The organism is Sphingomonas sp. Leaf25 (assembly GCF_001421635.1).
GTDB lineage: Bacteria > Pseudomonadota > Alphaproteobacteria > Sphingomonadales > Sphingomonadaceae > Sphingomonas.
In genome coordinates this window covers 31,154-45,234 of record NZ_LMKU01000006.1, presented here as the reverse complement: position 1 = coordinate 45,234, position 14,081 = coordinate 31,154, and the positions used below count along the sequence as shown (strand labels likewise).

The 14,081-nt window shown below is 68.2% G+C and carries 12 protein-coding genes and 1 other RNA gene; 8 read left to right on the top strand and 5 right to left on the bottom strand.

The window, feature by feature from the left end; translation table 11 throughout:
* Positions 1-88: 88 nt before the first annotated feature.
* Positions 89-1,585 (bottom strand): anthranilate synthase component I family protein, encoded by a 1,497-nt coding sequence (locus tag ASE78_RS03005; RefSeq protein WP_056493049.1) that lies wholly within the window; start codon positions 1,583-1,585, stop codon positions 89-91.
* Positions 1,582-3,534, bottom strand: a complete 1,953-nt coding sequence (locus ASE78_RS03000) for a peptidylprolyl isomerase (protein WP_056493046.1) — start codon at positions 3,532-3,534, stop codon at positions 1,582-1,584. The genes ASE78_RS03005 and ASE78_RS03000 overlap by 4 nt, the downstream gene beginning before the upstream one ends.
* A gap of 154 nt (positions 3,535-3,688) precedes the next feature.
* Between ASE78_RS03000 and tpiA the strand changes: the two genes are divergently transcribed.
* From tpiA to ffs, 3 genes are all read left to right on the top strand, one after another.
* Positions 3,689-4,435: a triose-phosphate isomerase gene (tpiA, locus tag ASE78_RS02995; protein WP_056493043.1), complete on the top strand. Its 747-nt coding sequence runs from the start codon at positions 3,689-3,691 to the stop codon at positions 4,433-4,435.
* 140 nt (positions 4,436-4,575) lie between these two features.
* Complete coding sequence (locus ASE78_RS02990) at positions 4,576-4,986, top strand: hypothetical protein (RefSeq protein ID WP_056493040.1); 411 nt, start codon at positions 4,576-4,578, stop codon at positions 4,984-4,986.
* A 38-nt stretch (positions 4,987-5,024) separates the two neighbouring features.
* Positions 5,025-5,119: signal recognition particle sRNA small type (ffs, locus tag ASE78_RS18150), an RNA gene on the top strand.
* On the opposite strand, the gene ASE78_RS02985 is transcribed toward ffs, so the two are convergent.
* The 3 genes from ASE78_RS02985 to ASE78_RS02975 all read right to left on the bottom strand — a co-directional run bounded on the left by ASE78_RS02985 (position 5,119) and on the right by ASE78_RS02975 (position 9,376).
* Positions 5,119-6,384 carry a serine hydrolase gene (locus tag ASE78_RS02985; RefSeq protein WP_156351262.1) on the bottom strand — a complete coding sequence of 422 codons (1,266 nt, stop codon included), beginning with the start codon at positions 6,382-6,384 and terminating at the stop codon, positions 5,119-5,121. The genes ffs and ASE78_RS02985 overlap by 1 nt on opposite strands.
* 69 nt (positions 6,385-6,453) lie before the next feature.
* Positions 6,454-8,433, bottom strand: a complete 1,980-nt coding sequence (parE, locus tag ASE78_RS02980; RefSeq protein WP_056493033.1) for a DNA topoisomerase IV subunit B — start codon at positions 8,431-8,433, stop codon at positions 6,454-6,456.
* A 163-nt stretch (positions 8,434-8,596) separates the two neighbouring features.
* Entirely contained in the window at positions 8,597-9,376 is a 780-nt protein-coding gene (locus ASE78_RS02975) for a GcrA family cell cycle regulator (RefSeq protein ID WP_056493030.1), read from the bottom strand.
* Positions 9,377-9,458: 82 nt separating this feature from the next.
* On the opposite strand from ASE78_RS02975, the gene ASE78_RS02970 reads away from it, so the two are divergent.
* The 5 genes from ASE78_RS02970 (at position 9,459) to ASE78_RS02950 (ending at position 14,038) form a co-directional block, all read left to right on the top strand.
* The gene (locus tag ASE78_RS02970; RefSeq protein ID WP_056493027.1) at positions 9,459-10,295 is read left to right on the top strand and encodes an ABC transporter permease; all 837 of its coding nucleotides are present in this window, start codon (positions 9,459-9,461) and stop codon (positions 10,293-10,295) included.
* Between the two features lie 97 nt (positions 10,296-10,392).
* Positions 10,393-11,583, top strand: a complete 1,191-nt coding sequence (locus ASE78_RS02965; protein ID WP_056493024.1) for an aspartate aminotransferase family protein — start codon at positions 10,393-10,395, stop codon at positions 11,581-11,583.
* Between the two features lie 48 nt (positions 11,584-11,631).
* A complete protein-coding gene (gene argF, locus ASE78_RS02960) occupies positions 11,632-12,549 on the top strand; it encodes an ornithine carbamoyltransferase (RefSeq protein WP_056493021.1) in 918 nt (305 codons plus the stop codon).
* 141 nt (positions 12,550-12,690) lie between these two features.
* Complete coding sequence (locus ASE78_RS02955) at positions 12,691-13,605, top strand: Hsp33 family molecular chaperone HslO (RefSeq protein ID WP_056493018.1); 915 nt, start codon at positions 12,691-12,693, stop codon at positions 13,603-13,605.
* 22 nt (positions 13,606-13,627) lie between these two features.
* Positions 13,628-14,038, top strand: a complete 411-nt coding sequence (locus ASE78_RS02950; RefSeq protein ID WP_056493015.1) for a hypothetical protein — start codon at positions 13,628-13,630, stop codon at positions 14,036-14,038.
* Positions 14,039-14,081: the final 43 nt, after the last annotated feature.

Genomic DNA, 14,081 nt, shown 5'->3' with positions numbered 1-14,081 from the left:
CGTGAACCCGCCCCGAAGCCGACACCGGTCCGCAAGCGCCCCCACCCGGCCGCGAACGGCCCGCAAGTGTAAACTTTGTAAACTTTGCCTATTGCCCGAAGCGCGCCGCCCCCGCCTGGGCCACCGCCTCGCGCGCCGCCGCCAGCAGCGCGCCGGCCTTCGCCTCGCACTCGCGCTGTTCGTACGCCGGGTCGCTGTCGGCGACGATCCCCGCGCCCGACTGGACGTGCATCACCCCGTCCTTCACGATCGCGGTGCGCAGCACGATGCACGAATCCATTGACCCGTCGGGGCTGAAATAGCCGACCCCGCCCGCGTAAGCCCCGCGCTTGTCGGCCTCCAGTTCGGCGATGATCTGGCACGCCCGCACCTTGGGCGCGCCCGACACCGTCCCCGCCGGAAACCCGGCGAACAGCGCATCGAGCGCATCGGCCTTTGCATCCAGCGTGCCGACCACGTTGGAGACGATGTGCATCACATGGCTGTAGAGTTCGACCGCATAGCTGTCGGTCACGCGTACGCTGCCCGCCGCCGCCACCCGGCCGACGTCGTTGCGCCCGAGGTCGAGCAGCATCAGATGCTCGGCACGCTCCTTGGGGTCGGCGAGCAGGCTCGTCCGGTTCGCCTCGTCCTCCGCCGCCGTGGCGCCGCGTGGCCGGGTGCCGGCGATCGGCCGGATCGTCACCTCGCCATCGCGCAACCGCACGAGGATTTCGGGACTGGAACCGGTCAGCGCGAAGCCCGGCAGGTCGAGGTGATAGAGGAACGGCGACGGATTAATCCGCCGCAGCGCCCGGTACAGCTCGAACGGTGCGAGCGGAAACGGCGCAGTGAAGCGCTGCGCCAGCACCACCTGAAAAATGTCGCCCGCCGCGATATACTCCTTGGCCGCCGCGACCATTGCGCCATAGCGCCCTTCCGGCAGCACCGGGGTCAGCGCCACCTCGGGCACCTCCGCCAGCCGTGCCGGCGCGGGCAACGCGGCGGCATCCAGCGCAGCGCAGGTCGCCTCGATCCGCTCGACCGCCGCGTCGACCGACCCGCCCGGCCACGCCGGCGCCACGACGAACAGCGTGTCGGACAGCCGGTCGAACACCAGCAGCACCGTCGGCCGCACGAACATCATGTCGGGCAGCCCCAGCGGATCGTTCGCCGCCTTGGGCAAGCTCTCGACCAGCCCGACCGTCTCATAGCCGAAATAGCCGACCAGACAGGCGAGCGCGCGTGGCAGCGCCGGGGGCACGTCGGTCCGGCACTGTCCGACCAGCGTGCGCAGCGCCGCCAGCGTCGGCTCGGCACAGGGGACGAAGGCGTCGCGATCGGTCAGCCAGCGATCGTTGATCGCCGCCGCTTGCCCTTCGGCGCGAAACACCAGATCGGGGGCGAGGCCCATCAGGCTGTAGCGCCCGCGCACCGACCCGCCCTCGACCGATTCGAGCAGAAAGTCGCCACGCCCCGGCTCGATCAGCTTGAGCGCGGCGGCGACCGGCGTCTCTGTATCGGCGACCCGGCTGGTCCAGACGAGCGCGCCCTTGCCGTCGCCCAGCGCGGTGCGTGCGGCCTCGACGCCTTCGACGCCGCTCACTGCGCGGGCGCTGCGGCCGCGCCGCCCGCCAGCTCGCCGCGCACGCGGGCGATGGCCGCATCGTTGCGCTTCACGCCGACTTCGCGCTTCACCGCCTCGACGAACTGCTCGGCATATTCATTGCCGCCGATCTGGCCCAGCTCGCGCCCGACTCCGGCGATCGCCGCCTTGTCGGCGGAAGCATCGCCGCGCTGGATACCGTCGAGATACACGACCAGCCAGCCCGTGCCGTCGGGCGCGGCGGTGATCCGCGCCTTCTTGGGTGCCATCGCGAACAGCAGCGACAGCGCGGGCGGCACCTGTCCGCCCAGTTGCGCCAGTTGCTGGCGCGACGCCGTGACCGGGCGCGGTGCGGGCAGGCGGACCCCGGCCTGTGCCACCGCCGCCGACAGCGGGGTGCCGCCGTTGACCTTGGTCAGGATCGCCTGCGCCACCGCGCGCGCCGCCTTCATCGCCTGATCCTGCCGATATTGCCCGGCGACCTGCTCGCGAATCTCGGCCAGCGGACGTGGCGCGGCGCGAGTGATGTCTCCGGTGGCAACCAGCGCGAAGGTGCCGTCTGATCCGGTCTGCACCAGTTGCGGCGCGTCGCCCGCCTCGGCGGCGAACCCCGCCTGCAAAATCGGGGCAAGCGCCGGATCGGGCTGGGCGGGCTTGAGCGGATCGACCCCCTGCGCCGTCACCGGCGCGGTCGCCTGCGGCGTCAGACCGGCGTCCTTGACGATCTCGTCGAAGGTCGCGCCGTCGGTGATCCCCGCGTCGATCTTCTCCTGCACCGCGCCCAGCGCCGTCGCGCCCTTGGTCTTGGCGAGTTCGGCGACCAGCTCGGGGCGCGCCTGCTCGATCGTCTTGCCGGGCACCTGCGTGATGCCATCGACCTTCAGCACGACGAAGCCGAACGGCGACCGGATCGGGCCGACCACCGCACCCTGCTGTGCGGCGAAGGCGGCATCGGCTACCGCCGGCGCGCTGCGCCCGGCGAGCTGTGCCTTGGTCTGGCCGGTCAATGTCGTCGCTTCCAGCCCGGCGGCGCTGGCGGCCGCCGCCACGCTCTGGCCGCCACGCACCGCCTGCGCGATGCGGTTCGCCGCCGCCTGATCGGCGACGACGACCTGCGCGACATTGCGCGTCTGCGTCGCGGCGAAGCGCGCGGCATTGGCGCGATACGCGGCCTGCACCTCGGCATCGCTCGGCTGCGCCTGCGCCGCGACGCTCGCCGGGGTCACGATCGCATAACGGATCACCCGCCGCTCGGGGATCAGGTAGCGCGCGCGGTTGGCGGCGTAATAGGCCTGCACCTGCTGGTCGGTCGGCGCGGCCGGCGCGGGCAGCGCGGCGGTCGGCACGATCGTGACCTGGCCCGAGCGCGCTTCCTTGAGCGACGACGCATAGGTCAGCGCGATCTGCTGCGGCATGAACTTGCTTTCCAGCGTGCGCGCCAGCATCAGCTTGGTCAGCGCCGCCCGGCGGATGTCGTCGCGCAACTGCTGCGGCGTGATCCGCGCGCGCGCCAGCGCCTGTTCGAAGGTGCGCTGGTCGAACTGGCCGTTCAGCCCCTGAAACGCGGCGATGCTGGCGATCTGCCCGTCGACATAACGGTCAGACACGACCAGCCCGTGTTCCTGCGCGAACTGCATCAGCGCGGCATCGCTGATCGCGCGATCGAGCGATCCGTCGAAGCCACCGGCCGCGATATATTGCGCGACGTCGAGGCCCGGCTGGCGCTGGCCTGCCACCTGCACGTCGTTGCGCACGCGATCGGTCAGTTGCTGGTCGGTGATCTGCTGGTCGCCGATCGTCGCCACCGCCGACCCGCCGCCGCCCAGCGACGCGGGGCGCATGCTGTTCAGATCGGCCATGGCGAAACCGACCGCGATGACCGCAAGAAACGCGAGGCCGACGAAAATGCCGACCTTCGACTTGGTCATGCGCCTGAAGAAACCGAGCATCCGTGCAACCGATCGAAAGAATGGAAACCGGGGTGCTTTAGAAGGCAGGCGCGCACGCTTCAAGGTTGCGTGGACCGTGCGCTTCAAGGTTGCGCGACGCGCACAAGCCGCTATCGGCTGTAGAACATGTAAAACGGGCGTTGGAGGGCAGGGCATGAGTCGTCGCAAGCTGGTAGCGGGCAACTGGAAGATGCACGGGCTGCGCACCGGCCTCGCCGAGATCGAGGCGATCGATGCCGCCGCCGTAGCCGCGCCGGGGGTCGACGTCGCGCTGTGCGTGCCCGCGACGCTGGTGCATCATGCTGCCGGGATCGTCCGCGCGGTGCGGATCGGCGGGCAGGACGTCCACGCCAATGATCGCGGCGCACACACCGGCTGCGTGTCAGCGGAAATGCTGCACGAGGCAGGCGCGAGCGTGGTGATCGTCGGCCACAGCGAACGCCGCGCCGATCAGAACGAGACGAGCCACGACGCCTGGGCCAAGGCCGCCGCCGCGCGCCGCCACGGCCTCGACGTCATCCTGTGCTGCGGCGAGACCGAGGCCGAACGCGACGCCGGCCGCGCCGAGCGCGTCGTGCAGGCGCAGATCGAGAAATCGGTGCCCGAAGGCGCGAACGGCGACTGGTTCACGCTCGCCTATGAACCGCGCTGGGCGATCGGCACCGGCCGCACACCCTCGCCCGAGGAGATCGCGCAGGTCCACGCCATCGCCCGCGCCAAGCTGCGCCAGATGGTCGGCGATGCGGCTGACACGATCCGCATCCTCTACGGCGGGTCGGTGACGGGCGCGAACGCCGCCGCGATCCTCGCCATCGACGATGTCGACGGCGCGCTGGTCGGCGGCGCGAGCCTCACCGCCGACAAGTTCGTACCGATCATCGAGGCGGCGGCCGCACGCTAGAAAAATCGTTGCGGGGGAGGGGGACGCATCCTCCCCACCGCGCGCGCGTTGATGGCGATAGCGAATATGCGCCTCCGTCAGCCGCCGTTCAGCGCTGCCGTGATACCAGGGGCCATCCGCCGACCTTGAGGAGCTGTCCGATGCGTCTGTCCATTCTGCTACCAGGCGCGATCGCGCTGGCCGCCATGACCCTGCCCGCCGCCGCGCGCGACCGCGGTGCCAATGGCGAGGCGGCACTGGCGAAGATCACCGCCGGACGCAGCGCCACCGCGCCGGTTTCCTGCATCAACCTGCGCGACATCCGGTCGAGCGAGATCGTGGAGGATACCGCGATCGTCTATCGCATGAACAACGGCATGCTCTACGTGAACCGTCCCGAAGGCGGCGGGCTGCTCGACCGCGACGATATTCTCGTCACCCGGACGCTCTCCACCCGGCTGTGCAGCATCGACATCGTGACGCTGGTCGACCGGGGATCGCAGATGTTCAGCGGCTCGGTCGCGCTCGGCGAGTTCGTGCCCTATTCGCGCCTGCCGGGGCGGCGCGGCTGACGGACTTGCGTTGCCGTCCGGCTTCGCGCATAGGGCGCACGGGAGTCGGGCGGACGATGCCGTCGCCAACCCGGTCAGGTCCGGAAGGAAGCAGCCGCAACGATTTCGCAGCGGGTCGTCCGGCTCCCACCCTCAGTTCGGCGCAGCCAGCCTCAGTGCGCTGCCGACCAGGCCACTGAACTTCAACAGATCGACATCGCTCGCGGAATCGTTCCAGCCGGCGGACAGTGCGGCCCATGCGCCATTCTTGCCCCGCAGCAGGAAGGTCATGTTGAGCACCCCCGGCTCCGATCCGCCCTTGTACCCGACATAGGACCAGCTTTCGGTCGCCGAGGGCAGGCCGGGGTTCTTCGAGAGGATGGCGCGCAACTCAGCCCCGTCCGGTCCCTCGCTGTGCCGCCGCAGCCAGTCCATCGTGCGGATCAGGTCGTTGGGGCTGGCGAACCATTCCAGTTCGGCGATACGCACCGGCTTCTTGTCCTGGAACAGATCGCGCGGGATCGCCGCGATCGGCGTTGCCGCGACCTTGCCGTCGAGCATCCGCCTGCGCCCGGCGGCATCGAGCGTCAGATACTCGACCCCCAGCGCCCCGCCATTCACCCCCTTCAGCTTGAAGAGTTCGAGCGCGCCCAGAAACGGCACGTTGCGCTGGCCGCCGTCGGTCATGCCGACGACAGGCAGCATCGCCTCCACCTTCGTCCGGCCCAGATGAAACAGCAGGATGTCGGTCGCGCTGTTGTCGCTGACCGAGATCATCCGCCCGGCCAGTTCGCGCAGTGGGATCTTGGTGCCCTTTGGCTGTTGCGCATAACCGCCGCCGGGCAGCGCGCTGCCGTCTAGCGTCACGACATCGCCCCACTTACGCTCGCCTGCCGCGATCGACCGGGCCAGTTCGGCAAGGATCACCAGCTTGAACGCCGACCCGATCGCCAGGGGACGGCCGGCTTCATGCCCGGCGGTCAGCGCGGGCGCGCCATCGCCCAGCCTTGCCAGCGCGAACCCGGTCCGGCCGGGCAGTACCGCGATCTGCCGAACGACCTCGTCGACCGATGCCACTTGCGGCCCACGCGGTTCCGCCCCCTTGGCGAGCAGTCCGGTAACGAGATGCGGCGCGACGGGATCGACCACGATGTCGGCATTAAGCACGCCGCGTTCATAACCGATCCGCACCCGCGCCGACCATGGCGTCACTGCCGTGATCGATTCGACCCTGGTCGGCCTGCCGAGCGCATCGGAGAGTTGCCTGGCGATCGCATCGAACTGCGCCTTGGGCACGGCGTTGCGGAAAGCGGGGGCGAAGGTGGTGTCGTAGCTGCCATTGCCCGCCAGCAGCGCCATCACCTCGTCGGTGCGCAGCCGGAGCGAGGGGTCGGGCTGCACCATGGTAGCCTGTATCATGACCGCAGTCGCGAACAACACATTCGACACCGATTATTTCCCCTTACCGCACATGCCGGAATCGCCCGATCAGGCGTCGATCACCGCATCGTCCAGCCGCGCGGCATTTTCCTGGATGAACGCGAAGCGGTGCGCCGGGTTGGTGCCCATCAGCCGGTCGACGAGGTCCTTCACCGCCGCGCGTTCCTCATATTCCTGCGGCAGCGTGATGCGGATCATGCTGCGGCTCTTGGGGTCCATCGTCGTTTCGCGAAGCTGCCCCGGGTTCATCTCGCCCAGTCCCTTGAAGCGCGAAACCTCCACCTTCTTGCCCTTGAAGGCGGTGCGTTCCAGCTCGGCGCGATGCGCGTCGTCGCGGGCGTAGAGCGACTTCGCTCCCACGGTCAGCCGGTAGAGCGGCGGCTGCGCCAGATACAGGTGCCCGCGCCGGACGATGTCGGGCATCTCCTGAAAGAAGAACGTCATCAACAGCGTCGCGATATGCGCACCGTCGACATCGGCGTCGGTCATGATGACGATCCGTTCGTAGCGCAGCGCATCGGGCTGACAATCCTTGCGCGTGCCGCACCCCATCGCGAGGATCAGGTCGGCAATCTCTTGATTGGCGACGATCTTCGCGCTGGTCGCCGAGGCGACGTTCAGGATCTTGCCACGGATCGGCAGGATCGCCTGGTTCTTGCGATCGCGCGCCTGCTTGGCCGATCCGCCGGCCGAATCGCCCTCGACGATGAACAATTCGGTGCCCTTGGGATCGTCCGAGGCGCAATCGGTCAGCTTGCCCGGCAAACGCAGCTTGCGCGACGAGGTCGCGGTCTTGCGTTTGACCTCGCGCTCGGCCTTGCGGCGCAGGCGTTCGTCCATCCGGTCGAGCACCAGCCCCAGCAGCGCACGCCCACGCTCCATATTGTGGCTGAGGAAATGGTCGAAATGGTCGCGGACCGCCTTCTCGACAAGGTTCGCGGCCTCGACGCTGGTCAGCCGGTCCTTGGTCTGGCTCTGGAACTGCGGTTCGCGGATGAATACCGACAGCATCAGCTCGCACCCGACCGTCACGTCGTCGGCGGTCATGTCCTTGGCGCGTTTGTTGCCGATCAGGTCGGCGAAAGTGCGCAGGCCCCGGACCAGCGCCTGCCGCAGCCCCTGTTCATGCGTGCCGCCGTCGGGCGTCGGGATGGTGTTGCAATAATAGCTGTAGCTGCCGTCGCTCCACAGCGGCCACGCCACCGCCCATTCGACGCGCCCCGCCTCGCCCGCGAAATCCTGCCGCCCGGTGAAGAAATCGGCGGTGGCGCATTCGCGCCCGCCGACCTGTTCGCGCAGGTGATCGGCCAGCCCGCCGGGAAACTGGAACACCGCCTCGGCCGGCACATCGGTGCCCGCGACCAGCTCGGGCGCGCATTTCCAGCGGATTTCGACGCCGGCGAACAGATACGCTTTCGACCGGACCAGCTTGTGCAGCCGCGCCGGCTTGAATTGCAGGTCGGCGAAGATTTCCACGTCGGGGGTGAAGGCCACCAGCGTGCCGCGCCGGTTGGGCGCCGCGCCGACATGGTCGAGCGGCCCGATCGTCTGCCCGCGCGAGAAACGCTGGCGGTAGAGTTGCCGGTCGCGCGCCACCTCGACCACGGTATCGACCGACAGCGCATTGACGACCGAGATGCCCACACCATGCAACCCGCCCGAGGTCGCATAGGCCTTGCCCGCGAACTTGCCGCCCGAATGCAGCGTCGAGAGGATCACCTCCAGCGCCGATTTGTCGGGAAACTTGGGGTGCGGATCGACCGGGATGCCGCGCCCGTTGTCGATGACCGTCAGCCGGTTGCCGACGTCCAGTTGCACCTCGATCCGGGTGGCATGGCCGGCGACCGCCTCGTCCATCGCATTGTCGAGCACCTCGGCGGCGAGATGGTGCAACGCGCGCTCGTCGGTGCCGCCGATATACATGCCCGGGCGGCGGCGAACCGGCTCCAGCCCTTCGAGCACCTCGATCGACGAAGCGTCATAGGCGGGCGGGGTGGGAGCGTTCGCGTCGAACAGATTGTCGGCCATGGCGATGGTATAGAACGAAACGGGGCCATCCGCAAAGGCGGCGAAGGCCGGCTATGGTCGCGTCATGGGCAAAGTCCATGACGTCGGTCGCGGCTTTGGGCCGCGCCGGCCGGCCGAGCGCCGGATGCGCGTCCGGGCTATGCCCGGACTTGCGCGCTCGGCTTCAGCGCACCCGTGGCCCACCATAAGGCAGCGGCGGCGGGGGGCGACGGTCGCGGCGGGGGAGCTGCGCCTGATACGCATGGCCGCAATGATTGACGCAGTACGGGAAGCCCGGATTCACCTTGTCGCCGCAGAAGTGGAAGTCCGGTTCGCCCGGATGGCCGATCGGCCATTTGCAGATGCGGTCGTTCAGGTCGAGCAGCGTCGTCTTGCCCGAGATTGCATCGCTCGGCCGTGCGGGGACGAGCCGGCGCGGCGGGGCCGGGGTCAGCGGCGCCGATTGCTCGCCGGGGTTCTGGCGCAGGAAGCCGCCGGGGCCGACCGAGCGCAGCACTGGCGCATCGCTGCGCGGCTTCGGCGCGGCGGGGGCATCGTCCTCCTCCTCGTCTTCCTCTTCTTCATCCTCGATCGCATCGGCGAGCGGGGTGAAGGGATCGTCGTCGACCGGTGCGGGTTCGACCGGAATCGGCGCGGGAGCGGCGACGACCGGTTCAGGCGCCGGCGGCGGCGCAGGCGGGGTTTCCGCGACCGGCGCAGGGGCAGGCTCGGGCGCGACGGGTGCCGGCGCGGGAACGGCGGCCGCCGCAGCTGCGGATGCTGCCGCCGCCTTCGATTCGGCCGACCGCACCGGCGAGGGGCGCGACTGGAGTCCCAGGCGATGCGCCTTGCCGATCACCGCGTTGCGGCTGATCCCGCCCAGTTCCTCGGCGATCTGGCTGGCGGTCATGCCCGATTCCCACATCTTGGCCAGCGTCGCGATGCGCTCTTCGGTCCAGCTCATGCCCGTACTCGTCCTTCGTTCGATGCGCTCGGGCGACCATGATCCTTGCCGCCGCGCCTGCCAGCGATTAGGCGACGCAGCCATGCAGGAACAATCCCCGTTGCGCGCAAAAATCACTCTGCCCGAACCCGGCGTGCCCGTCATACGGAACGTCAACTGGGGGGGCTTGCGCACGCTCTATATCAAGGAGGTGCGCCGCTTCTTCAAGGTGCAGTTGCAGACGATCTGGGCACCGGCGGTCACGACGCTGCTGTTCCTCGTGATCTTTTCGGTCGCGATGGGCGGGGCGGGGCGCACCGTGCTGGGCGTGCCGTTCCCTGATTTCGTCGCGCCGGGGCTAATCGCCATGGCGATGCTGAACAACGCGTTTGCCAATTCCAGCTTCGCGCTGCTGGTCGGCAAGATCCAGGGGACGGTCGTCGATTATCTGATGCCGCCGCTCTCGACCGGCGAATTGCTGGCCGCACTGGTCGGCGGTGCGGTGACGCGCGCGTTCCTCGTCGGCATCGTGCTGTGGGGGGCGATGCTGCTGTATCCCGGCGTCCATGTGATGCCGCGCCATCCCGGCGCCGTGCTGTGGTTCGGGCTGTTCGGGTCGGTGTTCCTCGCGCTCGCCGGGGTGCTGACCTCGATATGGGCGGAAAAGTTCGATCATGCCGCCGCGATCACCAATTTCGTGATCGGGCCGCTGACGCTGCTGTCGGGCACCTTCTATTCGGTCGAGGCGCTGACCCCGCTGTTCCGGCAGATCAGCCATCTCAACCCGTTCTTCTACATCATCTCAGGGTTTCGCTACGGCTTCCTCGAACGCGCCGATTCGCCGGTGCTGATCGGCGGGGCGGTGATCCTTGCCGTCGACATCGCGATGGCGGTCGGTGCGTACGCCCTGCTGCGCTCGGGGTGGAAGCTCAAGAATTGACGTAGCAGGGCAGGGGGCGGTACAGCGCGCCTCCGGGCGGCCCGGTTGGCCGCCCTTTTGCGTTTACAACGCCGATATTTCTCAAAGGAGCAGTTCGATGACGACCCCCGCACTGATGCCCGTCTATCCACGGTGCGGCGTGCGTCCGGTCCGAGGCGAGGGCTGCTACCTGTACGGCGAGGACGGCACGCAATATCTCGATTTCGCCGCCGGCATCGCCGTCAATGCGCTGGGCCACGGCCATCCGCATCTGACGAAGGCGATTCAGGAACAGGCCGCGACGCTGATGCACGTCAGCAACCTCTACGGTTCGCCGCAGGGTGAGGCACTGGCGCAGCGGATCGTCGACCACAGCTTCGCCGATACGGTGTTCTTCACCAATTCGGGTGCCGAGGCGGTCGAATGCGCGATCAAGACCGCGCGCCGGTTCCATTTCGCCAATGGCAATCCGCAGCGCCACACGCTGATCTGCTTCAACCAGGCGTTCCATGGCCGTACGCTCGGCACCATCTCGGCCACCAACCAGTCGAAGATGCGCGACGGGTTCGAGCCGCTCTTGCCCGGCTTCAAATATGCCGAGTTCAACGATCTCGACGGCGCGCTGGCGCTGATCGACGACAGCACGGCGGGCTTTCTGGTCGAGCCGATTCAGGGCGAGGGGGGCTTGCGCACCGCCACGCCGGAATTCCTGATCGGATTGCGCAAGGCATGCGACGAGCATGGCCTGATGCTGGTGCTCGACGAAGTGCAGTGTGGCTATGGCCGCACCGGCACGTTCTTCGCGCACGAACACTATGGCGTGAAGCCCGACATCGTCTCGGCGGCCAAGGGCATCGGCGGCGGCTTTCCGTTCGGCGCCTGCCTCGCGACCGAGGAAGCGGCCAAGGGCATGGTGTTCGGCACCCACGGCTCGACCTATGGCGGCAACCCGCTGGCGATGGCGGCGGGGCAGGCGGTGCTCGACGTGATGCTCGAACCCGATTTCTTCCCCCATGTGAAGGCGATGGGCGACCGGCTGCGTGGCGCCCTCGAACAGATGATCCCGAACCACGACCATCTGTTTCAGGAGGTGCGCGGCATGGGGCTGATGCTCGGCGTCAAGCTCAAGTCCGACAGCCGCCGGTTCGTGGCGCACCTGCGCGATCAGCATCAGTTGCTGACGGTGGCGGCGGGCGACAATGTCGTGCGCATCCTGCCGCCGCTGGTGATCGACGAGAGTCACATCACGCAGGCGATCGAAAAGCTGTCGGCCGCCGCCCGGGTCTATGTGCCCGTCGCCGACGATTGATCTGAATGACCCTCCCTGCGTATGCGGGGAGGGAGAGGACCTATTCCCATGCGCCATTTCCTCGACCTCGCCTCGGCCGGTGCCGATGGCATCGCCGCCATTCTGAACGACGCGCTCGACGCCAAGGCGGCGCGCAAGGGCTGGCCCAAGGGCCGTGCTGATGCCGCTGCGCCGCTCGCCGGCCATACGCTGGCCTGCGTGTTCGAAAAATCCTCGACCCGTACTCGCGTGTCGTTCGACATGGCGATGCGCCAGTTGGGCGGCAGCGCGCTGGTGCTCGATGCCGGCACGACGCAGCTCGGACGCGGCGAGACGGTCGCCGATACCGCGCGCGTCCTGTCGGGCTATTGCGACGCGATCATGGTGCGCACCGACGATCCGGCCAAGCTCGACGAAATGGCGCGCTATGCCTCGGTGCCGGTCATCAATGGCCTCACCGATCATTCGCATCCGTGCCAGATCGTCGCCGACCTGCTGACCGTGATCGAAGCGGGCAAGTCGCTGCCGGGGCTGAAATGGGCATGGCTGGGCGACGGCAACAACGTGCTGCATTCGATCGTCGAGGCCGGCGCGCTGCTGCACTTCGACGTCGTCGCCGCCTGTCCCGAAGGCTATGATCCGGCACCGGCGGTGATCGAGGCGGCGGGCGGCCGCGCCACGATCACCCGCGATCCGATCGAGGCGGTCCAGGACGCCGATGTCGTCGTCACCGACACCTGGGTGTCGATGGGGCAGGCGCATGCCGAGGCGAAGCTGGCGGCGATGACCCCCTATCAGGTCAGCCCGGCGCTGATGGCGCATGCCAAGCCCGATGCGGTATTCCTCCACTGCCTGCCCGCGCATCGCGGCGAGGAAGTGACGGCGGACGTGATCGACGGCCCGCAATCGCTGATCTGGGCCGAGGCGGAGAACCGCCTCCACGCGCAAAAGGCGATTCTGCGCTGGTGCTTCGGCCAGATCGGCTGACACACGTTGCTCCCCTCCCTTGTCAGGGAGGGGAGTAATCCTCTTTCCCCATCGCAAAACGCTTGCGAAACCACTTGCAGCTTCCCATGTGAGCGATCGATCACAGTTTGCCCGGTCAGCGGGCAAGGGGAGCTTCTCGTTTTGACCGATACCGTCCGCCTGCCCGATCTCGATCGTGCGATCGGTTTCACCCTGCCCGACCATCATGCGCGCGGACGAGTCGTCCGGCTGGGGCCGGCGGCGCAGTCGATCCTCGACGCCCATGCCTATCCCGCGCCGATCGAGCGGTTGCTGGCGGAATCGCTCGCGCTGACCGCGCTGCTCGGCTCGACGCTCAAGGATGCCGAAGGGCAGTTGACGTTCCAGGCGCAGACGCAGGGCGGGATCGTCCGGCTGATGGTGTGCGACTACAAGAACGGCGAGCTGCGCGGCTATGTCGATTTCGATCGCGAACGGCTGGCCCAACTGGGAAAGAAGCCGTCGCTGTTCGCGCTGTTCGGCAAAGGGTATCTGGCGATCACCTTCGATCAGGTGACGTCGGGCGAGCGCTATCAGGGCATCGTACCGCTGGACGGCGATTCGATCGCGGCGGCGGCAGAAAGCTATTTCCTCCAGTCGGAGCAGATCCCGTCGCTCGTCCGGCTCGGCCTCGGCTTCGACGATAATGGCGCGCGGATCGCCGGCGGCATCTTTCTCCAGCATCTGCCCGAAGGGGAGGAGGGACGCGAACGGCTGCACACCCGGCTCGACCATCCCGAATGGCATCATGTCGAGGCATTGGGCGCGACCATGGGCGCCGACGAGCTGGCTGACCCGATGGTGCCGCTCGAAACCATCGTCTGGCGGCTGTTCAACGAGGAACGCGAGGTGCGCGTCCTCGCCAGCACGCCGCTGGTGCGCGGCTGCCGCTGCGACCGCGACTATATCGCCGGCGTCATTGCAAAATTCCCGGTCGAGGAACGTGCGGACATGGCCGACGAGAACGGCATCATCACCGTCGACTGCGCGTTCTGCGCGACCAAATTTCCGTTGGCGCTGGCCGATGTAACGGCCTGATCCGGGTCGAAGGGGGAAGGCCATGGGGGGTCGTTGGGGTTGGCGGCGCTGGATCGTCACCGTGTCGCTGGCGGTGACGGGTGTCGCGACCGCGCAGGGCACGCGCGCGCCGACGTTGCAGGCGATGCACGGGGTGACGCCCGGCCGCTGGGAATTGCGCATGCCCGGCTCCACCGTACCGCCGCGCGTGAGTTGCGTCGCCGACCCGGCAATCCTGCTGCGCCTCCATCACCGCGCCGCGACGTGCAGCCGCTTCGTGATCGACGACTCGGCGAAGGGCGCGACGGTGCATTACACCTGCCCCGGTGCCGGCCACGTCCGCAGCCGCCTGCGGATCGACACGCCGCGCGTCCTGTTCATCGAAAGCGAGGGGATCGCCGACGGCATGCCCTTTTCCGACGCGATCGAGGCGCGGCGGCTGGGCACGTGCTGAGCGCGACGCCGGCGGTTTTTCGCAAATCGCCCGTTAAGCGGTG

Excerpts from the sequence above, each read along its gene's own strand:
- ASE78_RS02950 (WP_056493015.1), top strand. The coding sequence starts at position 13,628 with ATGGGGGGTCGTTGGGGTTGGCGGCGCTGGATCGTCACCGTGTCGCTG.
- ASE78_RS03000 (WP_056493046.1), bottom strand. The coding sequence starts at position 3,534 with ATGCTCGGTTTCTTCAGGCGCATGACCAAGTCGAAGGTCGGCATTTTC.
- ASE78_RS02970 (WP_056493027.1), top strand. The coding sequence starts at position 9,459 with ATGCAGGAACAATCCCCGTTGCGCGCAAAAATCACTCTGCCCGAACCC.
- ASE78_RS02975 (WP_056493030.1), bottom strand. The coding sequence starts at position 9,376 with ATGAGCTGGACCGAAGAGCGCATCGCGACGCTGGCCAAGATGTGGGAA.
- argF (WP_056493021.1), top strand. The coding sequence starts at position 11,632 with ATGCGCCATTTCCTCGACCTCGCCTCGGCCGGTGCCGATGGCATCGCC.
- ASE78_RS02965 (WP_056493024.1), top strand. The coding sequence starts at position 10,393 with ATGACGACCCCCGCACTGATGCCCGTCTATCCACGGTGCGGCGTGCGT.
- ASE78_RS02985 (WP_156351262.1), bottom strand. The coding sequence starts at position 6,384 with ATGATACAGGCTACCATGGTGCAGCCCGACCCCTCGCTCCGGCTGCGC.
- ASE78_RS02990 (WP_056493040.1), top strand. The coding sequence starts at position 4,576 with ATGCGTCTGTCCATTCTGCTACCAGGCGCGATCGCGCTGGCCGCCATG.
- parE (WP_056493033.1), bottom strand. The coding sequence starts at position 8,433 with ATGGCCGACAATCTGTTCGACGCGAACGCTCCCACCCCGCCCGCCTAT.
- tpiA (WP_056493043.1), top strand. The coding sequence starts at position 3,689 with ATGAGTCGTCGCAAGCTGGTAGCGGGCAACTGGAAGATGCACGGGCTG.